This window comes from Shewanella sp. NKUCC01_JLK (assembly GCF_019345615.1).
Taxonomy (GTDB): Bacteria; Pseudomonadota; Gammaproteobacteria; order Enterobacterales; family Shewanellaceae; genus Shewanella; species Shewanella oncorhynchi.
The window spans coordinates 93,341-118,344 of the sequence record NZ_JAHKRD010000012.1; the positions used below are offsets into that span (position 1 = coordinate 93,341).

Annotated in this window: 27 protein-coding genes; 19 read left to right on the top strand and 8 right to left on the bottom strand. The window is 46.4% G+C overall.

Annotated elements, in window-relative coordinates; translation table 11 throughout:
- The first annotated feature begins 40 nt into the window (after positions 1-40).
- The 10 genes from KO537_RS14240 (at position 41) to KO537_RS14285 (ending at position 8,371) form a co-directional block, all read left to right on the top strand.
- Positions 41-1,240, top strand: coding sequence for a beta-ketoacyl-[acyl-carrier-protein] synthase family protein (locus KO537_RS14240; RefSeq protein ID WP_219234707.1), 1,200 nt, complete (start codon positions 41-43; stop codon positions 1,238-1,240).
- 4 nt (positions 1,241-1,244) lie between these two features.
- A complete protein-coding gene (locus tag KO537_RS14245) occupies positions 1,245-1,778 on the top strand; it encodes a hotdog family protein (protein ID WP_219234708.1) in 534 nt (177 codons plus the stop codon).
- A 112-nt stretch (positions 1,779-1,890) separates the two neighbouring features.
- The gene (locus KO537_RS14250; protein WP_105251139.1) at positions 1,891-2,616 is read left to right on the top strand and encodes a 3-ketoacyl-ACP reductase FabG2; all 726 of its coding nucleotides are present in this window, start codon (positions 1,891-1,893) and stop codon (positions 2,614-2,616) included.
- Positions 2,617-3,876, top strand: coding sequence for a beta-ketoacyl-ACP synthase (locus tag KO537_RS14255; RefSeq protein WP_173242743.1), 1,260 nt, complete (start codon positions 2,617-2,619; stop codon positions 3,874-3,876).
- 31 nt (positions 3,877-3,907) lie between these two features.
- Complete coding sequence (locus tag KO537_RS14260; protein WP_219234709.1) at positions 3,908-4,651, top strand: hypothetical protein; 744 nt, start codon at positions 3,908-3,910, stop codon at positions 4,649-4,651.
- A gap of 279 nt (positions 4,652-4,930) precedes the next feature.
- Complete coding sequence (locus tag KO537_RS14265) at positions 4,931-5,173, top strand: type II toxin-antitoxin system Phd/YefM family antitoxin (RefSeq protein ID WP_006079801.1); 243 nt, start codon at positions 4,931-4,933, stop codon at positions 5,171-5,173.
- On the top strand, positions 5,136-5,480 hold the full coding sequence (locus tag KO537_RS14270) for a type II toxin-antitoxin system RelE/ParE family toxin (RefSeq protein WP_346345248.1): 345 nt from the start codon (positions 5,136-5,138) through the stop codon (positions 5,478-5,480). The genes KO537_RS14265 and KO537_RS14270 overlap by 38 nt, the downstream gene beginning before the upstream one ends.
- A 705-nt stretch (positions 5,481-6,185) precedes the next feature.
- Positions 6,186-6,992 (top strand): hypothetical protein, encoded by an 807-nt coding sequence (locus tag KO537_RS14275; RefSeq protein WP_219234710.1) that lies wholly within the window; start codon positions 6,186-6,188, stop codon positions 6,990-6,992.
- A 91-nt stretch (positions 6,993-7,083) separates the two neighbouring features.
- Positions 7,084-7,308, top strand: a complete 225-nt coding sequence (locus tag KO537_RS14280; RefSeq protein ID WP_219234711.1) for a hypothetical protein — start codon at positions 7,084-7,086, stop codon at positions 7,306-7,308.
- Between the two features lie 586 nt (positions 7,309-7,894).
- The gene (locus tag KO537_RS14285) at positions 7,895-8,371 is read left to right on the top strand and encodes a GNAT family N-acetyltransferase (protein ID WP_219234712.1); all 477 of its coding nucleotides are present in this window, start codon (positions 7,895-7,897) and stop codon (positions 8,369-8,371) included.
- A 51-nt stretch (positions 8,372-8,422) separates the two neighbouring features.
- Here KO537_RS14285 and KO537_RS14290 read toward each other — a convergent pair whose 3' ends face one another.
- Positions 8,423-9,610 carry a benzoate/H(+) symporter BenE family transporter gene (locus tag KO537_RS14290; protein ID WP_131524016.1) on the bottom strand — a complete coding sequence of 396 codons (1,188 nt, stop codon included), beginning with the start codon at positions 9,608-9,610 and terminating at the stop codon, positions 8,423-8,425.
- A 164-nt stretch (positions 9,611-9,774) separates the two neighbouring features.
- Between KO537_RS14290 and KO537_RS14295 the strand changes: the two genes are divergently transcribed.
- From KO537_RS14295 to KO537_RS14305, 3 genes are all read left to right on the top strand, one after another.
- Positions 9,775-10,350 carry an XRE family transcriptional regulator gene (locus KO537_RS14295; protein WP_219234713.1) on the top strand — a complete coding sequence of 192 codons (576 nt, stop codon included), beginning with the start codon at positions 9,775-9,777 and terminating at the stop codon, positions 10,348-10,350.
- Positions 10,351-10,469: 119 nt separating this feature from the next.
- Positions 10,470-10,793: a rhodanese-like domain-containing protein gene (locus KO537_RS14300; RefSeq protein ID WP_219234714.1), complete on the top strand. Its 324-nt coding sequence runs from the start codon at positions 10,470-10,472 to the stop codon at positions 10,791-10,793.
- A 75-nt stretch (positions 10,794-10,868) separates the two neighbouring features.
- On the top strand, positions 10,869-11,054 hold the full coding sequence (locus KO537_RS14305) for a hypothetical protein (protein WP_219234715.1): 186 nt from the start codon (positions 10,869-10,871) through the stop codon (positions 11,052-11,054).
- A 166-nt stretch (positions 11,055-11,220) separates the two neighbouring features.
- On the opposite strand, the gene azoR is transcribed toward KO537_RS14305, so the two are convergent.
- The 6 genes from azoR to KO537_RS14335 all read right to left on the bottom strand — a co-directional run bounded on the left by azoR (position 11,221) and on the right by KO537_RS14335 (position 15,545).
- On the bottom strand, positions 11,221-11,817 hold the full coding sequence (azoR, locus tag KO537_RS14310) for an FMN-dependent NADH-azoreductase (protein WP_219234716.1): 597 nt from the start codon (positions 11,815-11,817) through the stop codon (positions 11,221-11,223).
- Between the two features lie 181 nt (positions 11,818-11,998).
- A complete protein-coding gene (locus tag KO537_RS14315) occupies positions 11,999-12,436 on the bottom strand; it encodes a thioesterase domain-containing protein (protein ID WP_219234717.1) in 438 nt (145 codons plus the stop codon).
- 92 nt (positions 12,437-12,528) lie between these two features.
- Positions 12,529-12,966 carry a D-aminoacyl-tRNA deacylase gene (gene dtd / locus KO537_RS14320; protein WP_113941328.1) on the bottom strand — a complete coding sequence of 146 codons (438 nt, stop codon included), beginning with the start codon at positions 12,964-12,966 and terminating at the stop codon, positions 12,529-12,531.
- A 16-nt stretch (positions 12,967-12,982) separates the two neighbouring features.
- Complete coding sequence (locus tag KO537_RS14325; RefSeq protein ID WP_219234718.1) at positions 12,983-13,588, bottom strand: hypothetical protein; 606 nt, start codon at positions 13,586-13,588, stop codon at positions 12,983-12,985.
- A complete protein-coding gene (locus KO537_RS14330; protein WP_219234719.1) occupies positions 13,585-14,538 on the bottom strand; it encodes an alpha/beta fold hydrolase in 954 nt (317 codons plus the stop codon). The genes KO537_RS14325 and KO537_RS14330 overlap by 4 nt, the downstream gene beginning before the upstream one ends.
- Before the next feature lie 35 nt (positions 14,539-14,573).
- Positions 14,574-15,545: a virulence factor BrkB family protein gene (locus KO537_RS14335; protein WP_219234720.1), complete on the bottom strand. Its 972-nt coding sequence runs from the start codon at positions 15,543-15,545 to the stop codon at positions 14,574-14,576.
- Between the two features lie 81 nt (positions 15,546-15,626).
- Between KO537_RS14335 and KO537_RS14340 the strand changes: the two genes are divergently transcribed.
- The 5 genes from KO537_RS14340 to KO537_RS14360 all read left to right on the top strand — a co-directional run bounded on the left by KO537_RS14340 (position 15,627) and on the right by KO537_RS14360 (position 20,196).
- Positions 15,627-15,848, top strand: a complete 222-nt coding sequence (locus KO537_RS14340; RefSeq protein ID WP_006079786.1) for a hypothetical protein — start codon at positions 15,627-15,629, stop codon at positions 15,846-15,848.
- Positions 15,849-15,876: 28 nt separating this feature from the next.
- Positions 15,877-16,530 (top strand): DUF2959 domain-containing protein, encoded by a 654-nt coding sequence (locus KO537_RS14345; protein WP_105251124.1) that lies wholly within the window; start codon positions 15,877-15,879, stop codon positions 16,528-16,530.
- A gap of 266 nt (positions 16,531-16,796) precedes the next feature.
- Positions 16,797-18,011 (top strand): 4Fe-4S binding protein, encoded by a 1,215-nt coding sequence (locus KO537_RS14350; protein WP_105251123.1) that lies wholly within the window; start codon positions 16,797-16,799, stop codon positions 18,009-18,011.
- A 282-nt stretch (positions 18,012-18,293) separates the two neighbouring features.
- Positions 18,294-18,710, top strand: coding sequence for a hypothetical protein (locus KO537_RS14355; RefSeq protein ID WP_105251122.1), 417 nt, complete (start codon positions 18,294-18,296; stop codon positions 18,708-18,710).
- Between the two features lie 460 nt (positions 18,711-19,170).
- Positions 19,171-20,196 carry a diguanylate cyclase gene (locus KO537_RS14360; protein ID WP_219234721.1) on the top strand — a complete coding sequence of 342 codons (1,026 nt, stop codon included), beginning with the start codon at positions 19,171-19,173 and terminating at the stop codon, positions 20,194-20,196.
- Positions 20,197-20,588: 392 nt separating this feature from the next.
- On the opposite strand, the gene typA is transcribed toward KO537_RS14360, so the two are convergent.
- Positions 20,589-22,400, bottom strand: coding sequence for a translational GTPase TypA (typA, locus tag KO537_RS14365; protein ID WP_105251119.1), 1,812 nt, complete (start codon positions 22,398-22,400; stop codon positions 20,589-20,591).
- A gap of 1,010 nt (positions 22,401-23,410) precedes the next feature.
- Here typA and glnA point away from each other — a divergent pair.
- Positions 23,411-24,820, top strand: coding sequence for a glutamate--ammonia ligase (gene glnA, locus KO537_RS14370; RefSeq protein ID WP_113941334.1), 1,410 nt, complete (start codon positions 23,411-23,413; stop codon positions 24,818-24,820).
- Positions 24,821-25,004: the final 184 nt, after the last annotated feature.

The window sequence follows — 25,004 nt, forward strand, 5'->3', positions numbered from 1 at the left end:
AGCATCCGCACTTAACTGTGCCATGGTAAAAAGACACACAATGATGAACAGAGTAGCTATTACACAGATTGGATTGTGTACCCCGCTCGGGCAAGATCCCCAGCAGGTTTTAGACCGCCTGATCGCCGGTGATACCAGTGCGATGCTGCGCAGTGACACTCTCCTGTTCGAGCACCCAACCTTAGTTGCCCCCGTGACGGCAGCACTACCAACCATTCCCGAAAAACTCATTCAGTTCGATTGCCGTAACAACCAATTACTGCTGTGCGCCGCACTGCAAATTGCGACCACAGTTGAACAAGCGAAACGGGATTTTGGTCATGCCCGTATTGGTGTTGTGCTAGGCACAAGCACGTCAGGGATTTCAAAAGGTGAAGCCGCGCTGAGCTACCGCAATCAACACGGATACTTTCCGGCGGATTACCACTATTTCCAGCAGGAGCTCGGCAGCACCAGCGACTTTTTACGCCAATATTTTGAGCTAGACGGCCCTTGCTACACGATTTCGACCGCCTGCTCATCCAGCGCTAAAGTGTTTGCCAGTGCCAAACGCCTATTACAGGCGAATCTCTGTGATGTTGTGATTGTCGGCGGTGTCGACAGTTTATGCCAACTCACAGTCAATGGTTTTCACGCCTTAGAGTCTGTCTCGAAAGGCCACTGCAATCCTTTTAGTATCAACCGTGATGGCATCAATATCGGCGAAGGCGCGGCGCTTTTTGTCCTGACGTTGGGCGAGTCAGAGGTCATGCTAGCGGGTATTGGCGAGTCGAGCGATGCGCACCATATGTCGGCGCCACACCCCGAAGGCGAAGGCGCGATCAAAGCCATGCACGCGGCGTTGCAAGATGCACACATTGCAACAAAAGACATTGGTTACATAAACTTACACGGTACAGCCACGCCTAAAAATGATGCGATGGAAAGCCGCGCCGTGGTTGAAGTGTTTGGCGTGAACACGCCCCCTTGTAGCTCGACCAAGCCCTTAGTCGGCCATACCTTAGGTGCCGCTGGCGCCATTGAAGCCGCCTTCTGTTATTTATTACTTTCAGCACATAATCACCGCCAAGCCCTGCCGCCCCATCAATGGGACGGACAAGTCGATCCACAGGATCCGCCCATTGCCTTAGTCGAGCGCCATCAAGTCGCCGCTAAGGGCGCGCTTAATTATGTGATGAGCAATTCCTTCGCCTTTGGCGGCAGCAATGCCAGCCTGATTTTCTGCCGTAACGAGGCCTAGTACCATGCAGTTACTTAAGATTAACCAACCCTTTGCCGAACAGGATATTGCCGATTTTATTCCCCACAGGGCGCCGATGATTTTGCTCGATAAAATCATTGGCTATCGGCGCGATAACCTAGAGACCGAAGTCACTATCACGGCCAAGAGCCCTTATTTCGATGATAAACATCAAGCCGTACCCAATTATGTGGGTATCGAATATATGGCTCAAAGTATTGCCGCCCTTGCTGGGGTTGAGGCAAAGCTTCGCAATGATAAAATCCGCGTGGGCTTTCTATTGGGATCGCGCAAATTAACCTTGTATGCCAAGCAATATGAGCTCGGGCGCACCTATCGCACCCAAGTCAGCCGCCTCTATCAAGAGGAATCGGGATTAGCGGTATTCGATTGCCAAATTTATCTGCTGCCCGAAGCCGGCACTGAGCTAGAAAAGAGCTTAGTGGCCCAAGCAAATGTGAATGTGTTCCAACCTCAGGACACACAAGCCTACCTTGCAGGCAATCAAGACGCGGCAAATAGAAGTCTTGGGCACTAAAGCAATGATGTAGATAAAAAAGCCTTAAAGCGCCTTAACAAGCGACCTTTTTACCATAAATACATGAAACCCCATACCGACACATAACGATAAAATGGGGCGGAGAAAACAGATGAATAACAGAGTATTAGTTACCGGTTCGAGCCGCGGTATTGGTAAAGCCATCGCCCTAAAACTCGCCGCTGCGGGTTTCGATATCGCCCTGCATTACCACAGTAACCAAGCAGCTGCAGATGACACTGCCGCGCAAATCCGCGCGCTTGGGGTGAATGTGAGCCTGCTGAAATTTGATGTGGCCGACCGCGCAACCGTCAGAGCCGCCATTGAAGCCGACATCGAGGCCAATGGTGCCTATTATGGCGTGATCCTCAATGCTGGCATCAACCGCGACACCGCCTTTCCTGCTATGACAGAAAGCGAGTGGGACAGCGTCATCCACACTAACTTAGACGGCTTTTATAATGTCATCCACCCCTGTGTTATGCCTATGGTACAAGGCCGCAAGGGCGGGCGTATCATCACCTTAGCTTCGGTTTCTGGGATTGCTGGCAACCGTGGCCAAGTCAATTACAGCGCCTCAAAAGCGGGTATTATCGGCGCAACTAAGGCATTGTCATTAGAACTAGCAAAACGCAAAATTACCGTCAACTGTATCGCTCCCGGCTTGATTGAAACCGACATGGTGGCCGATATTCCTAAGGATATGGTCGAGCAATTGGTGCCGATGCGCCGCATGGGTAAACCCAGTGAAATCGCCGCCTTAGCCGCATTTTTAATGTCTGACGATGCCGCCTATATCACTCGCCAAGTGATATCAGTCAATGGAGGCATGATCTAAATGAGCGAGCCGACAAATCAAACCCGCTTAGGGAAACGAGTGGTTGTCACCGGCATTGGCGGCATTACCGCCCTAGGCCATGATTGGCCGACGATAGCGGCGAGCCTTAAGGCGCAGAAAAACTGTGTTGTCGCTATGGGCGAATGGGATAAATACGATGGTCTCAATACCCGCTTAGCCGCGCCCATTACCGACTTTGAAGTGCCAAGCCATTATTCGCGCAAGAAAATTCGTTCTATGGGTCGGGTTTCCATCATGGCGACCCGCGCCAGTGAACTTGCATTAATCGATGCGGGATTGTTAGACAATCCTATCGTGTCCTCGGGTGAAATGGGTATCGCCTATGGCTCGTCCACTGGCAGTACCGATGCCATCATCGCCTTTGGCGATATGTTGAAAACCGGCGATATGTCGGGCGTCACCGCCACGAGTTATATCCGCATGATGGCACACACCACAGCGGTAAATGTGGGGGTATTTTTCGGCTTAAAGGGCCGAATTCATACCACTAGCAGCGCCTGCACCTCGGGGAGCCAAGGCATAGGTTACGCCTATGAAGCCATCAAATACGGTCATCAAACCTTAATGTTGGCGGGCGGCGGTGAAGAACTCTGCCCCACAGAGGCCGTCGTGTTCGATACCTTATTTGCCACTAGCACTAAAAACAGCACTCCCGAACTCACGCCACGCCCCTTCGATGCGAGCCGTGATGGCCTCGTGATTGGCGAAGGTGCCTGTACGCTGGTACTCGAAGAGCTCGAACACGCCAAGGCACGTGGTGCAAAAATTTATGCTGAGTTAGTCGGTTTTGGCACGAATTCAGATGGCCAACACGTCACCCAACCAAACGCGCAGACCATGGAAATCGCTATCAGATTGGCGCTCAAAGATGCCCAGCTTGAGCCTAGCGCCATAGGTTATGTGAACGCCCACGGCACGGCAACGGATCGCGGTGACATCGCCGAAAGCCACGCGACCCATGCAGTTTTTGGTGCTGGTATGCCGATTTCATCCCTTAAAAGCTACACGGGCCACACCTTAGGCGCCTGCGGCGCACTAGAAGCTTGGGTGAGTATTGAGATGATGAATGCGGGCTGGTTTGCGCCGACACTCAATCTTGAAAGTATCGACCCACAATGCGCTGATTTGGACTATATCCGTAACGAACTGCGCCCAATCGACACAGATTATGTCATGAGTAATAATTTCGCCTTTGGCGGCATTAATACCTCGCTGATTTTTAAACGCTGGGCCCAATAACAACATATAAAAACCACATAAGGACATCACCATGAAACCACTGTTTGCAGGTATGCTGCTTAGCATCAGTTTATTAAGCTCGCCTTTATTGGCTCAGGAATATACGGTTGAAACCTATCAAGAAATCTTTAAGGGTGATAACCAATTCAAGCAAAAAGAAGCCATTGAATCACTCACCATCGCTGGTTTATCCGATCCTGCCATTTTTGATGCGCTCGAAGCAAAGCTACTCGCATCTTTGCCCCAAGCCACTGAAAAAAATGCCATTGACTACAGTGCTTGGTTAGTCAAAGGCTTAGCTTATTCAGGCAATGATAAGTACAGCGAAACCATCAACAAGATTGTTAATGGTGATTATCCTAAAAAACTCAAAAAATACGCAGGTCAGGCTTTAGAAAACATAACGATATATAAAAAATGGAATGCGATTCTTGCGGATAAAAGCCAATATACTGCCGATCAAAGTCAGCAAAATAATGCCTTCGCCAATGCACTACGCAGCAATGATTTAGAATTAATGCGTCTCGCGGCTAAACACATCATAGATGACCGCCAGTACGATGATTTTATCCTGGCCGTACTCAGTAACGAATTGAAAACACCACGCTTAATGGCCAATGACAAACTCGCCATCGATACCTATGCCAACATGGCAAAAGCGCTAGCTAGTTCAGGGAATACCGCTTACCGCGATGTGATTGAGAATATTGCAACCGCGAGCTCAAACAAAAAACTCAAAAACTACGCCGAGAGTTATTTGAAGAAGTACTACTAAACCTACCCGTTTTACGCTTAATCGAGTAAATCATGGCCGAGCTTATCCTCGGCCATTTTTATATTCGTTTGGATAATGTTGAGAATCGGAAAGGATAATTAATAGTGAGCGGATTAGGGAACTCGCACAACGTGGTTGATCTTGTAGCCTGTGCCTTTTACTGGCGATAAAAATTTATGACGCGCTTGTTTTCGGAAAAGATCGCACGATTTAATCGTTTTGTGCGTTTCGCACAATGCACTATACTGCCACTGTATTTCCAAATAAGAGGGCTTAATCGTGCAAACATTAACAGCCAATGACGCCAAACGAAATTTCGGTGAGTTACTGCTAAATGCTCAACGCGAACCCATCAAGATCAGCAAAAACAATAAAGATGCGGTTGTCGTGATGTCTATCCACGACTTCGAACAGCTTGAGGCGATGAAAGCGGATTACCTTAAACACTGCTTCAACGCTGCTAAAGAAGACTTAGCGAAAGCTAATGTCGTTGATGGTGAAGATTTTCTTAACGCCCTGTAGCAACTTACATGAAAATAAACGCTATAAACTGAGTAAGTTAGCTCAAACTCACTTACTAAAGATTAAAGACTACACCATTCAACACTTTTCTGAGTCGCAGTGGCACAAATACAAAGAAAGCCTAATATCCGGCTTGCAAATGTTAGCCGATAACCCCGGATTAGGCAGAAGCTGCGATGATATTTACCCCAACGGATTCTACTTTCCTATCGGTAAACATACCACGTACTTCACAAAAGAAGACGACTTCATCCTCATCGTTGCCCTATTAAGCCAGCCACAACTACCACAAAACCACCTGAAATAGCCTCACCCCTTTCATAGAACTGATGTATTTGCCGTGGGAGTGAGGCCAACCATGGTACAGGCTCAACGACACGCCACGGAGTGAGGCCAACCATGGTACAGGCTCGACGACACGCCACGGAGTGAGGCCAACCATGGTACAGGCTCGACGACACGCAGCCAGTCCATCCTTGGATGCTCGACCGCCCCGTCCATGGGGCGGACGGTCGTCTCACCAATCACCATGGTTTGCCTTTCGAGCATCTGCGTAACCTGCTGGCTTGAAAGACTAGAGTCAGATTAACACTTTGAAAAATTGCTATTTACAACTGAACATTTAGGAAATTTAACAATGGGTAGCTTGTTAAATTTGGTGTCGCGCTTATGACTGTATAAGTACAGGTATAATAGAAAAGTGACAACCCTCGGGGAAAACGAGCCAAAGAAGTATCGTTTTTTATTTTCAAAAAACATTAAGTAATTGAAAATATCAGTCTTTTCATATTTTCTGATTTACATACCGCGCCAAAATACTTCTTGGTATATAAAGTCTCGCTTTTTCTGCATGGAAAAAGATTGGAAACTCACCGTAATGGATGCTAACTTACTGGCACTTTTGAATTATTTACTCTTATTTCTCAAACTTCGAGTCCATTATTGTTTGGGTTTCATTAGAAGTGCGGGTAATACACTGTTAGAACCTCTTTAGTATTCGGAGTATTTTTAATTGAATGATAATATTGATGAAAGCAATTTTGAAAGTTTTATTAAAGAGCGCAATAGAAGGCTTCACTATCAAAAAGCTGTCTTAGAGAGGATGTCGAAACAGAACAGAACAAGGCGATTATTTTTAATACTTATTTTAGCTCCATTAATATCGGCAATGACTTCTCTTTCACTTCTATTAATAGATGAAAAGACATATTTAGAGAAGGATGTCTTACAAAAAGATATTTCTACGATTGCCTTAAACGGCGGAGATCTTGACGCAATAAAACAATCATTGCGTTCACAGCCAACAGTAAGTGGTTGGAAGGCTGTTTTTTCAGATAAATCAAAATATTATGGAGTAGATGTTCCATTATCTATTGTATTAAATGATATTCGTGTCAACGCTTTTAGAGAAGGGAAAAAAGACCTATTACCAGTAATTGAACCAATAATTATTGAGTATGAAGAGGTAAATCCATTCGACAAATTACAAGTGGGTCAAAAAGACTATTTTGAAAATATACGTATAAAAGCAAGCGGAGCGTATCCAAATATAGTCAGCGATGTTAATAATATAGCTGATGAGCTTCATGAGAAAAATATGTTGGTTGAAGAATATTTATCGGATTCAAAAATGTCTTTCTGGATTTCGATTATTGCGGTCATCTTGTCACTTTTGATCGGTGGTTATCAGATTTTTGCAAGTAGACCGGAGGCCATGAAAAAGCTTTTTCTTGATGCTGCAGATGAACAAAAATTATCGTCCAGCAAAGGTTCTAACAAATCAAGTAACCCGGACGCTGAAAGCAGCGCCGGTTCTTGAAGCGTTATATTTTTTCGAGATTCACATGATCTACTCGCAAAAAAAGTGTTCGCTCTGTTCAATAAATGGCTTAGTGTGTTTCTGGGGCGACATGCCTCAAAAAAAATGGAAGCGACCAGTATTGGGTGTACTAAGCGCTGTTATGTTATTTGGCGGAGGTTATGCTGTACATCAAGTTATTATTAATGAAGGTGCACAGAATATTTATTTCAATGCGTTAGTTGGATTTCTTGGCTGTCTTGCTTTGCTAGGCTTAGTTACATCTATCTTTGGGTGTGATCGCTGTGTTGCCAAAATTTTCGGCAGTGCAAGGTAAATATAATCGGGTAGCCGGAGGTATCTAGCCTCCAGCCCCCACACCACCCTGCATGCGGCTCCGCAATAAGATCGAACAGGCATAACTTTTTTCATTCAAAATTTGACCAATAACACCTGAGCCTAAGGAATACACCACCCCCTCGGAGTTGCCGCAGGGCATTTGCGTTCGTTGCGTGATCGAGGCATGGTCGTTCTCGTGCATCCATGCCCTTCTCGACATTCAGGCGTCCTGCCTATCAGATGCCGAGATAGCGTCAGTCTAATCAGGGACGAGCGTCTGACGCGATAGCATAAGGACGCTTAATGCCCAAGGGGCTTTCAACTCCGTTGGGGACGCCGGGCCATGTTTTATAAATAAGCCAAAAGGGGAACAGGCGCTTTTCCCCTTTTGGTCGACTCTTGATTAAAAATCAGGGGGGTGAAACCCCACGACTTTGACTTTGATTCTGCGTTTAGCTTTAGCTAAAGCTAAAAACGCTTGGCCTAGCATTTGCTTATCCACCATGGCGCATTGGCAAACAGACGACAAAGCGCGATGACGCCATTATGGATAAGCCACAATAATAGGGAGCACCCGATCTGCCATGAAATCCACCATAAGAGCCATGAAAATAACCTTAGATGACCTTAAAGGGCCTGAGATTGCGGCTTTACTGCAGGAACACCTCGACGATATGCGGGCAACCTCTCCGCCTGAAAGCGTTCACGCATTAGATCTTGACGGCCTGCGTCAGCCCAATATTCGCTTTTGGACCCTATGGGATGGCAATAATTTAGCGGGCTGCGGTGCACTAAAATGGTTAGATACCGAGCACGCCGAGATCAAATCCATGCGCACCGCCGCGCCCTATAAGCAACAGGGCATAGCGTCTAAGATATTGCAGCACCTGATCAACGACGCTAAAGCTGCTGGCATTAAACGCCTGAGTCTAGAGACAGGTTCGATGGACTTCTTCAACCCCGCTCGCCTGCTGTACTGCAAATTTGGTTTTGAAATCTGCGGCCCCTTCGAAGGCTACCAACTCGACCCCAATAGCGTGTTTATGACGAAGAGAATCTAAAACACATGCGCCTTAGTCTTTGAAATTCATCTCTAAGGCGCTTTGCTGCAGTTAAGTATTCGCTCGCTTAACTACTGATGCAGTTCTGTGCCCGTTCCACCAATGGATAATAAACCCAAGCAACAGCCCCCAAAATGCGCTGCCGATGCCCAGCACACTAAAACCTGATGCCGTGACCAAAAAAGTGATCACTGCCACTTCGCGATCTTCCGTTTTAGCTAATGCGGCGGTCAGGCTATTGGCGATAGTGCCGAGCAGGGCTAATCCGGCGATGGCTAGTACTAACTCCTTCGGGAAAGCGGAAAACAGACCAACCACAGTGGCACCGAGTAACCCAGTGATAAAGTAAAATACCCCGCCCCACACCGCCGCCCAGTAACGGGTCGCGGGATTCGGGTCAGCTTCTTTACCCATACAAATCGCCGCTGTGATGGCGGATAAGTTAAAGGCAAAACCGCCAAAGGGCGCCAGAATTACCCCGATTAACCCTGTGCTCGTGATCAAAGGTGAAATGGGCGGCCTATAACCATTACCGTGCAGCGCAGCGACACCCGGCATATTTTGCGAGGCCATAGTCACCACAAACAGCGGTAATGCTACCCCAATCACACTCGCTAGCGAAAACTCAGGTGTAGTCCACACCGGCATCGCCAGTTGCAACTGAACCGCATCTAGCTTGAGCAAATCTAATTGAAAACTCATGCCTATGCCCACCAGCAAGGTCAGCAAGATGATGTAACGCGGCGCAAAAGGCTTAACGACGACAAACACCAACAGCATGATTAATATGAGGCTCAGCTGGGTTTGCATCGCCTGAAATAGCCCTAGCCCAAATTGCAGCAGGATCCCCGCTAACATGGCTGAAGCGACTGACTGCGGCATGATACGAATAAGTTTATCCATCCAGCCCGCCACCCCGCAAAGAGTGATTAAAATCGAACTCACCAGAAAAGCGCCTATGGCTTGGTTGACGCTCAACCCCGCTAAGCTAGTCACCATCAGCGCCGCGCCCGGTGTAGACCAAGCCGTTAGAATAGGATTCTTGTAGTAAAGCGATAACCCTATGCTGGTTACGCCCATGCCCACACCTAAAGCCCACAGCCATGAACTGATCTGTGCTGGTGTCGCACCCACAGCCTCCGCCGCTTGAAAGATGATCACCGCCGAGCTGCTATAACCCACTAATACCGCAATAAAACCCGCTGATATTTTTGATAAACTCCCTGCATCTCGCCACATATCCACTCCCTTTTTCTGCAATTAGTGTCACCATTACTTTGTGCGCTATAACTTATAAAATGAACAAGATAGCTTTTTGTGCGCTATAACGTACGAGATGGACAAGATAACACCTGTGCGTTATAACGTACAAACTAAATTTTCATAAAAATGATGGGGCCATTGTGCAGACGATAAACAGCTATCTCGCCACCACGCTTAAAGCACTTCGCAACCAAAAGGGATGGAGTTTAGATAAAGCCGCCCAAGAGACGGGCGTTAGTAAGGCCATGATAGGACAAATCGAGCGCGGTGAATCAAGCCCAACCATTGCGACGCTATGGAAAATAGCCAGTGGATTCAATATCTCGCTGTCGACCTTTCTCGAACCCACACCCCAGAGCCAAGGCGCAGTATTCCGTAAGCCCGACGAGTTACGCCAACAACCCGCCACCGACGGCATGCTAGTCGCCTCACTCTTCCCCTTTGAAGAGCGCTTCGGTTTCGAGATGTTTGAACTCACCCTGCTGCCACACTATGAACGGCTTTCTGAGCCCCATGAAACGGGTGTCACTGAGCATGTCATTGTCTTGAGCGGCACTATGGAAGTGCTAGTCGATGGCGAGTGGCAACAACTCAAGCAAGGTGAAGCGGTACGATTTGCGGCCGACAAATCCCATGGCTATCGCAATCTAAACGAGCAAGCCGTGGTATTCCACGACATCATTCACTATCAAAGAGCTAATGTGTCTAGCCTCTAACTACTTGCCTAGTGCCGGCAATGCCAAAAACCATTCACTGCCGATAATCTGCAGCGCTTGCACTCGCCAATTCATTAGAATAAACTTATTGAAAATTTTCTAATGGTAGGGGCAATGCTATGTTTCAATCTTTACTGGCTAAGTTATCCGGCAGCCACTCGGGCGAAAAATGTTGGCAATTGATTGAACAAGGCGCACGGGTGATTGATGTGCGTTCGCCGGAGGAATTTGCCTCAGGTCATTTGCCCCAAGCCATTAATGTGCCGCTGCCAACACTCGACCAATGGTTACACCAAGTCGACAATAAGCAACATCCCTTCGTGCTCTACTGTGGCGCGGGTATTCGAGCGCAGAAAGGCTGCGATATCCTCAAGACCAATGGTTTTAGTTGCGTGATGAATGGCGGTTCGCTTAAAGATTTAGTCTGCTGCCAGCCGAGCTAATTTAAGCCTTGGTTGTGCGGCGCTAATCAGGCCAGTCTGTATATTGTGATGACTTAGATATCTGCGAGGTGGTGTATGCATAAAACGAATCATGCCAAAGCGTTACAGTTTGAAGCCACACAGGTTAACCCTGCTGAAAAGCCGCTTGAAACTGAACGCCATACACGCTTTAGCATCAGTCGTAATCGCGACCAAGCCAGCACTAAGGTGCGTTATGTTGAGACAAGCACCCTCGCCAAAGGCTGCAGCCTTTGCGAATAAGAGCTAAATCTGCGACTTAAACCTAGCCGCTCGAGTCTAGTTGCTCAAACCTAGCCACTTAAGCCAAGCGTGCTTAGCTGAAATGCACATACAAAAATGCCAGCCTATTAAGGGCTGGCATTATTTATTCAGCTAAATCAAATGACTCAGCTAATCAATGGGACAATTAAGCTTTCAGCTGATCGATACTGTGTTTCGCTTCGCCCATGCCTTTGTCGTGTGCTTCAGGACCCATGTTCAGCGCTTCGGCGTAAACCACTTCAACATTAGTGATCCCCATAAAGCCTAAAACCGTTTTCAAGTAAGGTACAACATGATCCGTTGGGCCATCTTTGTGAGCGCCGCCACGGGTCGTCACTAACACAGCGCGTTTACCTTCCACTAATCCTTTTGGACCTGTTTCAGTGTAAGTAAAAGTCACACCAGCACGGGCGACAAAATCGATCCAGTTTTTAAGTTGAACCGGAATCGTAAAGTTGTACATAGGTGCAGCGATAACAATCGTATCGTTCGCTTTTAATTCAGCGACTAAGGTATCTGATAAGGCGAGCATTTCTTGCTGACGTGCCGATAATTCTGCACCACCGCGTAACCCAGAAGCGATTTCACCGTCTACCATAGGCAGTACGTCTTTACCGCCTAAATCACGCACTGTAATAACGGCGCCTTGGGTTTCCCAGTGACTCGCTAAGTGGTCAATTAACACGGCAGATTGTGAATAACCGCCAAGAATGCTTGATTTTAAAATTAAGACTTTAGACATAATCTGCTCCGAAAATAGGTAAATGACTCAGAGTCAGATGGAATATCTCAACTCTATGACGCTAGTGTATTAGCCCATAAAAAAGAAATAAAGCGGATAAAATCTGAGATTAGCTTCGATTTTTTAGAAAGGTTATACGTCACCTTCGACATACAAATACACTAAGTTGTTTTCAACGCATTCATACTTTCGACGTACTAACATACAGGCCTTCAAAAACCGCACACAGTGAATCCATACAATACAATTGCACTTCCAGCTTCACCTTAACCCTGCGCCCCCTTTGTAACGAGCTGAGATCCACATCTGGCCATTGTACTTTTACCACAGGGTCACAAGTCACAGGAGCAAGATAACGAATATGGGCATCGGCGAGCACAATATCACCCGCCACGCCCACCAACTGTTGATTTAGCCACACGGCACCCCAGCCCGTTAAGGTCATCAAGGTATAAATGCTGCCCGCAAACATGGTCTGATGCAGATTAATATTGGGTTTCATCGGCGCTGTGACTCGAAATTCTCCCTCGCTGTAATCGAGTGGCACTATCTGCATAAACTCGCTAACGGGGATCGTACTGTGCCAAGTCTGGCGTAATTTAATGAGTAATTGATCCATGTGCATTCCCTTAATACTCCCTTGGTACAAGCGACATTGATTATGCCTAACCCCCCATCACCTAGACCCCTAGATAAACATCACGATAGAAGCTACACCTGCAGATTAAAGGTCACTGGGCCATCATTGACTAAGGACACTTGCATATCGGCGCCGAACTGTCCGGTTTCTGTATGAACGCCCTTAGCGCGGCAGAATGCGACAAACTCTTCATACAAGCCTAGGGCTTGATCCGGCGTACCCGCCCCTGAAAAACTCGGCCTCAAGCCTCGGCCTGTATCAGCGGCCAAGGTAAATTGTGACACGACTAATAAAGACCCACCGACTTGTTCTAGATTGAGATTCATCTTGCCATTTTCATCGGAAAAAACGCGATAACTCATGACTTTAGTCGCCAACTTTTCCATCTTCTCGCGGGTATCTTCTTGCTCGACACCGAGCAGAACCAACAAGCCTTTATTGATTTCACCTAGGGTTTGGTTATCAACCACTACACTGGCGCGACTCACTCTTTGAATTAACGCAATCACAACTTTTCCTTTTAGATTAAGGCTTAACGGGAACCATTTGCGGCATTAGCGGGAGCGGGCGGATATATTGCTCTACGCCATCAGGCAAAGATTGTACGACCTGCGCTAAGCCGCCATTCGTCCACAGCATAAAACGACGTAACTCTTCTATTTCAATACGGTCGGCAAAGGTCACTGTACCTTGTACTTGGATCACTGCGCCTTGGTCCAACAACACAAACTTGGCAAAATTAAGCTTCTGATTCAAGGTGCCAATCACGGCAGGCAACTCTTGGCTAGCCTGCAATTGCGGGTGCACAGCATAGAAGCGATTCATTAAAATACGGTCAATTCCCGCTGAATTGATACTCGGCTCAAGCAAGAATTGGTTATTGCCAAACTGCACAGCAACTTTAGTCGGCGCAACTTGGGTGGCCAGATAATTTGCGTTAATCAGCGCTTGGTACAAGCGATCAGCGGCAGTTTCATTGGTCAACCCACCGAGTTCAACAACTTTGGGCGCGACAGGGGCACTCACGACCTCCTGAGTCGCCACTGGGTCAATCGCGCTGGTTTGCGAGGGCGCCGTAGCGGCACAGGCGGTTAATCCGAGTAAACTGGCACTGATGAGCAATGTTTTCATTGTATTTCCCTTTGATGTATCCACGACCACATAGCATGGATTTCTGCTGTAACCGCCAAAAACAACGACTCACTATTGAGCATATGTCCGCCATCGACAACAGATTGAATTGTAATAGCATGCTCCAACCCAGCCAAAAAATCGCGTAATAGCGCCGCTGGACAAATCGCATCCTGCATTCCTTGCAATAACACACTACGCGCCTTCACTCTAGGCGTCACGCGCTGTAACACATTCATGGCATTGAAGTAATTATGTCGAGCAAAGTGTAACTCGATATTGGCTAATGCTAATACGGATTCGGGTAACAGCCTTGGTAGCACTAACCTCGCCCCCGCAAGCTGCAACTCCCACTGCACCCAACGCCGCGCAAAATGGTATCGCACATTTTCATCGGCTGATGCCAAACCTAGATGATATGAATCCAGTAATTCAATCAGCGATAACTGAACCGGAAAAATGTCATTGAAGAGTCGATAAGCAGCAGGTTGCAATTTTGCCGCGCCGTCAGCGCCATAGAGCCAGTCGAGACCTTCTTTGGATGGAATAAATAACGCCCACAGTACCTGTGCAATCACCCGCTCTGGGAATAATCCGCTGTAAATTAAGCCTAATGTGGCCCCAAAAGAGCCGCCTGCTAAACACCAACGCTCAATACCCAATGCAAGGCGAATCGCCTCAATATCGCTAATCAAACCAGTGAGATGGTTGTTGGCTAAATCGTCAAAGGGTAAAGATTGCCCAGACCCGCGTTGATCTAAAAGCAAAATCCAATATTGATCGCCATTAAATAAAGCTAAATCACCGATATCACAACCCGCTCCTGGACCGCCGTGCAAATACAGCAGTGGGATACCTTGTGGATTACCGTATTGCGCCAGATGCAATTGCTGACCATTGCCAACGTTAAACCAGTCGCGACGGATAAAAGATGGGAAGGATTCAGGCATTCAGTGTCATCGCCATTAATAATCCTCTAATGGGGTCATTCAGATTTAGCCACCGCCTTGAGTGCCGTCACCTCAGCCGAAGTTAACACCGCATCGGAATTATCTTGAGAGGCATTTTCTAGGGGCTTAGCATTCAGAGCGGTTTCGTCATCATCTGAGCTCGACTCATAATCTAAATACTCAGGCATAGCGGCGGTAATTTCCGCGCCGAGTAATACTATCATCCACGATAAATACACCCAGACAAAGATAATGGGGATCACGGCTAAAGCACCATAAATCGCTTCATAACTCGGAAACTGAGTGACATACAAAGCAAAGGCTTTTTTGCCTAACTCAAACAAGATTGCGGCAACAATCGCCCCTAATAGTGCATGTAGAAACTTCACTTTTTGATTAGGCACCACCATATACAACAACAAAAATGCCGCCACAGAGAAAAGCATAGGTAAACGCTCAAGAAACACGGGCACCACACCCGACAACTGACCGTCAAAGACCTTCAATGACACCACGTAGGAAGTGGCGACCAAACTGGCCCCCACCAATACCGGGCCCAAAGTGATGACCATCCAATACATAGAAAAAGCCACCACCACTGAACGCTTCTCTTTAGTACGCCAAATGTTATTGAGCGATTTATCAATGGCAGAAATCAGCAAAATGGCAACCACAACTAAGGCCGCAATCCCAACCGCAGTCCCCTTAGAGGCATTGGCCACAAACTCATTGATATACACTTGCACAGTATCGCCAGCGGCGGGTAAAAAATTCTGATAAACGAAACCTTCTATCTGTCCACGTATCCCCTTAAATACCGGAAAAGCTGACAGCATAGACATAGTCACCGCCACCATAGGCACGAGTGACAACAGTGTGACATAGGCTAAATGTCCGGCGCGAATATTGATTTGATCTTCAACTAAACGCCGTCTCAAATGCAGCAGGAAGTGCCAGATCCCGAGGAATAAGGCGCGAATTTGTGCCAGTTCTATCTTCTTAGTCACGGGTTTCTCTTGATTCTGTTGGTATAGACTCGTTATCTTCGTACAATAAACACTTAATTTACAAGTCTAAGGAGTGAATTGATGTCTCAACAAGGATCTGCAGGTAACGTTATTTCCGCTATTGCTAGCCTATTTTTTCCTGGGCTAGGCCAATTATTGCAAGGCAGAATAATGGCCGCACTGTTATTTTTCATTATAACAGTGGTGGGTTATGCCCTCTGGTGGCTGATTGTGCCCGCGGTAATAGGTGCTATCTTTCATCTGTGGAGCATTATCGATGCGGCGCGATTTAAAGCCGATTAATTAATTTCATTCAGCGACGGAACACCCAATGAAAAGACTGATAGCTTCAGGGCTGATTGCCACAAGTCTCCTGCTTAGTGGTTGCCAGAGTGCCTACTACGGCGCAATGGAAAAGGTCGGTTACCATAAACGCGATATTATGGTCGACAGAGTTAAAGATGCGAAAAAATCCCAACAGGATGCTCAAAAAGAGTTCAGCTCTGCCCTAGAAGAAATGCAAGCACTGCTCAATTACAGTGATGGCAACTTAGAAAAAGCCTATAGCAGAGCCAAAGATGAATACGAATCGGCTCAAAGTGCCGCCGACAACGTCAGCAACCGCATCAATAAAGTCGAAGATGTAGCCGAAGCACTGTTCGATGAGTGGCAAAATGAAATTAGCGAGATCAGTAAAGCTAATCTACGCCGCAACAGTGAAGCTAAACTCAAAGAAACGCGCCGCGCCTATGAACAATTGATCAAAAGTATGCGCCGTGCCGAGTCAAAAATGCCGCCGATACTCACCGCCATGAAAGATAATATGCTGTATCTCAAGCATAACTTGAACGCCCAAGCCATTGGTGCGATTAAAAGCGAATTTGCGAGTCTGCAAACCGATATTTCGGCCCTGATTAAAGAGATGAACACCTCGATTAACGAATCGAGCAAATTTATCGAAGCACTCGAAAAATCAAAAAATTAATCCAAATGCCCCACTGAATTCCTAAGCCCTAGCAAACTAAATTGCTGGGGCTTTTTATTCTTTGTGTGACCTCGCCCTCTGTCCCTGCAAGCCATACTTTATTTGTGCAAGACTAAAACACTTAGCTTTGTGAGCTATGGCGCGCTTTAATTGATTGATAGCGCGAATCTTAGATCTGACGCACAATTTCACTTATTACTCAAAAACTTATCCTCAGTTCACCACTCAGAGCCTGTACTTGTAACTTATAAGCTGTATTCATCACTATGACTTTTATCGAATCACTCACGCTGATGTTGGCACTCATGTATCTCGCCTCCCTCAGCTATTGGAGCGGCCAGAAATGGGGCGCGGTCGCCACACTGTTGCTCAGTATCGGTGCGGTGGCAATGAGTCTTTATTGGCCACTGGCTCTCGGGCTTCTTATTGCACTACCACTGATGCTACTTGGGCATAAATTTGCGCCTGATGCACTCAAGGGTGAAATTAAAATCAATACCCTTCGTGAAGGGACTCAACATGTTTTAGCGCTATCGCTCTTGCTGGTTGCCATACAATACACAATCAATACCGTACTGCTTAAGCAAGGAATCACACCTTGGCTAATGCGCCCAGACGTAGTCGATGCCTTTTTACCGATTGCGGGTGGCATTGAGCTTAAAGCCATTATCAGCCTCAATTTGTGGGATCAAACCCATCCTGCGGCAGCAGTCATGCTAGCGGCGGTATTACTCACAGGTTTACTCTGCAAGCGGGCATTTTGCGGTTGGGCTTGCCCATTAGGTTTGGCAGGGGAATACCTGTATTCCTTTAGAAAACGCTTTATTAAATCAGAGCTTACACCACCCGCTTGGCTAGATTGGCCACTGCGAATGTTGAAATATCTATTACTCCTAGCACTTTGCTACATAGTCATTGGTATGCCAGCACAATCCATCCCCCATTATCTTGAAGGTAATTATCATAAGATTGCCGACTTAAAGATGGCATTGTTCTTCCTAACACCCAGCCTAATCACGCTACTGGTATTTGCGCTGATCCTCGCTTTAGCTGCATGGCGTCGTCAGGGATTCTGCCGTTACTTGTGTCCCTATGGCGCTATGCTTGGGATCTTAAGCTTTGCAAGCCCATTAAAAATTCGCCGCAATACCCAGCACTGTCTTATCGAAGCGAAAGGAATGAAATGTGACAAGTGTACCCGCGCTTGCCCAGCAAACATCATAGTGCACACTAAAACCACGGTTCGCAGTGACGAGTGCCAAGCCTGCATGCGCTGTGTCGCAGCTTGCCCTAAATCCGCCGCCCTCGGCCTTGGACTGAAATCCGGCCACAGGCTCGGTCATAAAGGATTGCTCGCATTAGTGCTTATCGCATTATTTATCCTACCGCTGGGCGCTTACTTAGCAGGTTTCTGGCATAGCCAAACACCAGACAACATCCGCATGGAATTGATCCAAGTGATTAATAGAATTGGGCACTAGAACACACGACATCACTAGAACACCTAAAATGACACATATGACGAGATCCAATTGCGATGGAATAAAACACTAACGAAATTGGAAAACAGCAGCAGATAAGACTAGAAAACCTCAAAATGGGAACCTTTAGGTACAACTAAAGGTTGACCCACTTAGTAGGAATAATCTGAAAGGATTAAAATAAAATCATATAGAACAGATGCTTAATTGACACAAAATCTAATTACTGGTCTAATTCGCGCGCATTTAATAAAGGAATGTATTAATCAAAGGAATTATTGTGTGAAAAAATCATTATTGATCGCTCTTACTGCTCTACCATTATTTGCTTATGCTGGCCCATTCGATTCAATCGTTAAATCAGCAACTCAATCTGTCACTGACACAGTGAATGATACGGCAACCAATGCGTTAGACAGCGCAACGAATGAAGCGATTAAAAATACATTCGGCATTAAAGAAGGCTCAACCAAGCAAACAATCACTGAAAAATTAGGTGCGCCTGCTAGTACTTATAATGAAGCGGATCTAGAAGTTTGGGCCTATGATCTTAGTGCGTTAAATGCAGCTTCTCCAATGCTGGCAGAAACCACTAAGACTTTGCTGAAAGATAATGAAGTCGCTCAGAAAAATGTGACTATCAGCTTCAAAGGTGAAAGTGTCAATGCGGTAAAATTGGCAGATAAAGCTAAATCATAAGTTTGACTGCTCACTCGATAGGGCTCTAAGTCCTATCGAGTATCCCGACGTCCTCGGTCGCACCACAGCGATGATAGGCGTCAGCAATAAAGCCACTGCCAAGTAATACTATCCAGAAAAGACCTCACGTGCCGCCTAGTGACACACTCAGCTAACGCAATCCAGTAACCTCTCATCAGCAACCCCTGCTAAGCAATACCAACAAGCTTTGCCTGATTTTGAACCAACCCAACAGGCTGTGTTAAATAATACTTGGGCTAAATGATACATTAAGTGAATGCAAAACAATTTTGTCTCACAGACCATACTGCAGATAATGGCTTACATCACTCTCTGCAGTATTTTTAATATATACGTCATAAAATTGATTACAATCAGGCAACAGCTAGACTTTATCGCAGATAATATTCCTATACGGATATTAGAAAAATGGTTTTATGTTCCCCAACGGAGCTAACCTATGCGACCCGACCGACAGCAATTGATCCATTCGTTATTTGACGAATATATTGAGATGTATGCCTCCCGTGATGACAGGCTAACTCGTCGCTTTAGTGATAACTTTAGCGGCTATGCAGGGAGCAGTGACCAGCTTGTCACCAGCAGGGAAGAATGGGTACGGATTACTCGGCAGGACTTTGCACAAATACCTGAGCGAATCCACATCGAAATGTTGGATCTTTCTTTACAAGACCTTGCCGACAACCTCGTGGTTGTGACTGCCTTTTTCCATATCCACTTACCTATCCCTAATCCTATGCTTTCTCGCGAGACAGCACGGCTAATGTTGATATTTCACCGAGAAAACAACGACTGGATGATTGTCCACAGCGGCATATCCATCCCCTACGGCTTAGCCCACAAAGGGGAAATTTACCCGATTGCGCGATTAGAGGAACGTAACGTCGAACTTGAATCCATGATCACAGCTCGAACTAGTGAACTGGCAGAAGCCAATAGGCAACTTGAAATACTCAGCAATACCGACGGTTTAACCAATATCGGCAATCGCCGCCTATTTGACATGATGTTACAAACGGAGTGGAGTCGGGGACAAAGGAGCAATTCCTCACTGGCCCTCATCATGCTCGATATTGACCACTTTAAACAATTTATCGATCACTATGGCCACCTCGCCGGAGACGATTGCCTTAAACAATTAGCGAGTACACTGTCCCAGTCCGGTCGCAGAGCGGGCGAATTAGTCGCTCGCTACGGCGGCGAAGAATTTGTCATTCTATTACCTAATGTCGATAATCAAACCGTACTTGAGACAGCGCAGCATATACATCAGTTGATCCAAGCCATTGCCATTCCACATGCAAATACCGACCTTGGGATTGTGACAGTGAGCGCAGGCGTCGCCTATCTGCAACCCTCTAACAAACAAAATGCTTTAGAACTCGTTCGCCAAGCGGACGCCGCCCTCTACCGCGCAAAATCCGCTGGCCGCAATTGCATACGGGTGATGGATGAGGACTACTAATACCAATCGTATTAAATATCTGTTCATTCAGCGGGAGTTCAACGCGCTTTAGACAAGGCGAAGGCTTGAAGGCATCGTGGTGCTCTGTCGAAAGCCTTGAACGCAGTATAAAGCGCGTTGCCATGCCGTTAACATCAGCCGCCCTTCGGGAGCCACACAGGCATCCCACTCCGGTGTTGCATTGACTTAAAAGGGAATCACCATTTCTGCGTCAATGCGCCTTGGATTGAGATGCCTGTGAGGCTCTGAACTGATTAGCTATTTAATGTGATTGGTATAATACCCATTATTCAATTTATCCCAACAAAAAGCCCTGCACAGTTTCCTATGCAGGGCTTTTTAAACCGATTGACTCACCTTAAGGGCGTGTCACCTGAATTAACAGGCTGGCATTAACCGCGGTTAAAGCGCTTACGATCGTTTTCAGTCAAGTGTCTCTTACGAACACGAATGTTCTTAGGCGTTACTTCAACTAATTCATCATCATCGATGAACTCAAGCGCTTGCTCAAGTGTCATTGTGATTGGCGTCGTCAGCACTTGGGCTTCGTCAGTACCAGAAGCACGCATGTTGGTCAGCTGCTTACCTTTCAAACAGTTAACTGTCAGATCGTTTGAGCGAGCGTGAATACCAACCACTTGGCCTTCGTATACTTCAGCGGCATGGCCGATAAAGAGACGACCGCGATCTTGCAGACCGAACAGTGCGAAGGTCAATGCCTTACCCGTTGCGTTAGAGATCAATACGCCGTTAGCGCGTTGACCGATATCGCCACCTTTGTGCGGACCGTAATGGTCGAATGAGTGATAAATTAGACCAGTACCAGAAGTCGCTGTCATAAACTCAGTTTGGAAACCGATTAAACCACGGCTTGGGATGATGAAGTCGATACGTACACGACCTTTACCATCAAGCTGCATGTCTTTCATTTCAGCTTTACGGGTACCTAATTTCTCGATTACTGTGCCTTGATCTTCTTCTTCAACGTCAACAGTCAACGTTTCAAATGGTTCACACAGTTCACCGTCGATAGTTTTCAGAATAACTTCTGGACGTGATACGGCTAACTCGTAACCTTCACGACGCATGTTTTCAATCAAGATTGATAAATGCAATTCACCACGACCAGATACACGGAAGCGATCTGGACTTTCTGTTTCTTCAACACGCAGTGCCACGTTGTGGACTAATTCTGTTTGCAGACGCTCCAGAATGTTACGTGAAGTCACATACTTACCTTCTTTACCTGCAAAAGGTGAAGTATTAACTTGGAAAGTCATGGTCAGAGTAGGTTCATCAACAGTCAAAGGTGGCATAGCTTCTACTGCACCAACGGCACAGATAGTGTCAGAAATTTTCAGCTCGCCTAAACCAGTGATAGCAACGATGTCGCCAGCGTTAGCAATTTCAACTTCAGTACGGTCTAGACCCATGTAACCTAATACTTGGCCCATTTTACCGTTACGAGTTTTGCCATCAGCGCCAATAATAGTCACTTGTTGGTTCGTTTTAACGCTACCACGCTTGATGCGGCCGATACCGATAACACCCACGTATGAGTTGTAGTCGATTTGCGAAATTTGCATCTGGAACGCGCCTTCGGCGTCAGCATCTGGGAAAGATACTTTTTCAACGATAGTTTGGAACAGCGGCGTCATATCATCGCTCGCTACATCCGGGTCTAAAGTTGCAAAACCGTTTAACGCAGAAGCGTAAACGATTGGGAAATCTAGCTGCTCGTCAGTTGCACCTAAGTTATCGAACAGGTCGAATACTTGGTCAATAACCCAATCTGGGCGTGCACCTGGACGGTCAATTTTGTTGATAACAACGATTGGCTTTAGGCCTTGAGCAAACGCTTTCTTCGTTACGAAGCGAGTTTGTGGCATTGGACCGTCAACGGCATCAACTAGCAATAATACTGAGTCAACCATAGACAGAACACGCTCAACCTCACCACCGAAATCGGCGTGGCCTGGGGTATCAACGATGTTAATACGGTAGTCGTTCCACTTGATGGCAGTATTCTTTGCCAGAATCGTGATCCCACGTTCCTTTTCAAGATCGTTGGAGTCCATCACCCGCTCAGTGGCTTCTCCTCGGGTTGCAAGGGTGCCTGACTGTGACAGCAACTTGTCTACCAGGGTCGTTTTGCCATGGTCAACGTGTGCAATAATGGCGATGTTACGTAAATTCTCTAGCACGGATAAACCTCTTACCATCAAACAAAAATAGGGATATTTCAGTAATTCGTTATGGTGATCGAGCTCGATCTACCACAATAAAAAGCGTGCCATTCTACTCCAGAGCGGCCTTGGCGCACAGGATTATTTTTGAACACTTATAAAACAATTCGCCAATCCTTGGGTAATTTCCGCCAATCATCCACTGAATGAAATCCTCTATAGCCAGAGTTAACGCTCTGTTTAATTGCCATATTCGTAGGAAAAATCCGAGTTAAGCAGCTGAATTTGCTATTTTTCGTATTCAATGTTAGCACTGCTAATGTCGATTTAAGCATCAGCAAAATCGACTTAGATACAGAGAAATTACCACGTCAACACACTGCAATAAATTCTGCTGCACACTTAATCTAGCATTCATGTTGGCGTTTACACCCGATGGCATTAAGACTCACTTCATTGTCACGGGATACCTTTTTACGCATCACTGATTTCACTTGGCCTGTGAACAGCAAAGACATTTCGCACATGAGAACGAACTCTTTCCTAATAATATGATAATAAACCACTATTGGATTGATAATGCGTGGCATAGTTGGACAGACTAGCGTGGTTTTATGACAATTATGCGGCGGTTATGCGGTGATAAATAGTCTCGTGCAGTACTGCAAGTATGTGTGAGCTTCACAGAGGCGGTACTTACTGAGATAGTGAAAGCCAAAGCGTTATTGCCATCTCAGTGCCATATAAGCGGTGCATGTTATCGCTGTGCATCCCAGCTTAAGGTTTGCATGAATCAATTCAGTGCGCACCAAAATGGAGTAATGCACCAAAATGCCACAGACAAAAGCACTATTATGGTGCACACGCGAATCCAATTAAGTGCAACAAAGATTTTAAACCATGTTAATCAGTAAGTTAAATTATTGGCATGGATATCGCTTTATAGCTCGTAAGTTTGGCTCAAGATAAATCACTTGAGTTAAAAGATTATAGAAGGGGCATCCCTTTACCCTACCGGAGGCTTGAGAATGTCAGTTGAATCAGTTTTAAAGCAACTTGAAGAATTAGAAGTTAAGTTCGTTGATTTACGTTTTACCGACACTAAAGGTAAAGAGCAGCACGTATCTATTCCTTCTCATCAGGTAGATGCTGATTTCTTCGAAGACGGCAAAATGTTTGACGGTTCTTCTATCGCAGGTTGGAAGGGCATTAACGAATCAGACATGGTACTGATGCCAGATCCAACGACATTCGTACTGGATCCTTTCACCGAAGAAACCACAGCGCTGATCCGTTGTGACATTCTTGAACCCGGTACCATGACAGGTTACGACCGTGACCCACGCTCAATTGCTAAAAAAGCAGAAGCTTACCTGATCTCTACTGGTATCGCTGATACTGTATTGATTGGACCAGAACCAGAATTCTTCCTATTTGACGATGTCCGTTTCGGTACTGACATGTCAGGTTGTTTCGTTAAGATCGACGCTAAAGAAGCGGCTTGGAACTCAGGCACTAGCTACGAAGGCGGCAACACAGGTCACCGTCCATTTGTTAAAGGCGGTTACTTCCCAGTTGCACCGGTTGACTCATCACAAGACCTACGTAGCGCTATGTGTTTAGTGCTCGAAGAAATGGGCCAAGTGGTTGAAGCGCATCACCACGAAGTGGCGACTGCAGGTCAAAACGAAATCGCCACTCGCTTCAACACCTTGACTAAGAAAGCGGATGAAATCCAAATTCTGAAGTACGTAGTGCACAACATGGCACACGCTTACGGTAAGACGGCGACTTTCATGCCTAAACCCATCGTTGGTGACAACGGTAGCGGCATGCACGTTCACCAATCTCTGGCGAAAGACGGTGTTAACTTGTTCGCTGGCGACAAATACGCAGGTTTAAGTGAAACGGCTCTGTACTACATAGGTGGTATCATCAAGCACGCTCGCGCGCTGAACGCTTTCACTAACCCAAGCACTAACTCTTACAAGCGTTTAGTGCCACACTTTGAAGCACCTGTTATGTTGGCCTACTCTGCCCGTAACCGCTCTGCATCAATCCGTATTCCAGTGGTACCAAGCCCTAAAGGCCGTCGTATCGAAGCACGCTTCCCTGATCCACATGCAAACCCATACTTAGGTTTCGCAGCGCTGCTGATGGCGGGTCTTGACGGTATCCAAAACAAGATCCACCCAGGTGAAGCGATGGACAAAGATCTGTACGATCTGCCTCCAGAAGAAGCGGCTGAAATCCCACAAGTGGCAACGTCATTAGAAAACGCCCTTGAAAATCTGCAAGCTGACCATGAGTTCCTGACAAAAGGCGGCGTGTTCAGTGAAGATTTCATCCAATCTTATATCGTACTGAAAACAGCAGAAGCTGAGCGCGTAGCACGTACAACTCACCCACTTGAGTTTGAAATGTACTACAGCCTGTAATGGCTAGCGCTATACAACCGGCTCGCTTTATGTAATTGATACAGAAAATATAAAAGCCTCGATAGCAACGCTATCGGGGCTTTTTGTATTTTGAAGGTATATACAACTTTGATTCTGATTCAATCATCGCGTTGTTCTCTAAATAGGCATCATCGCCAACCACTCTTTTATCATTCATAGAAGG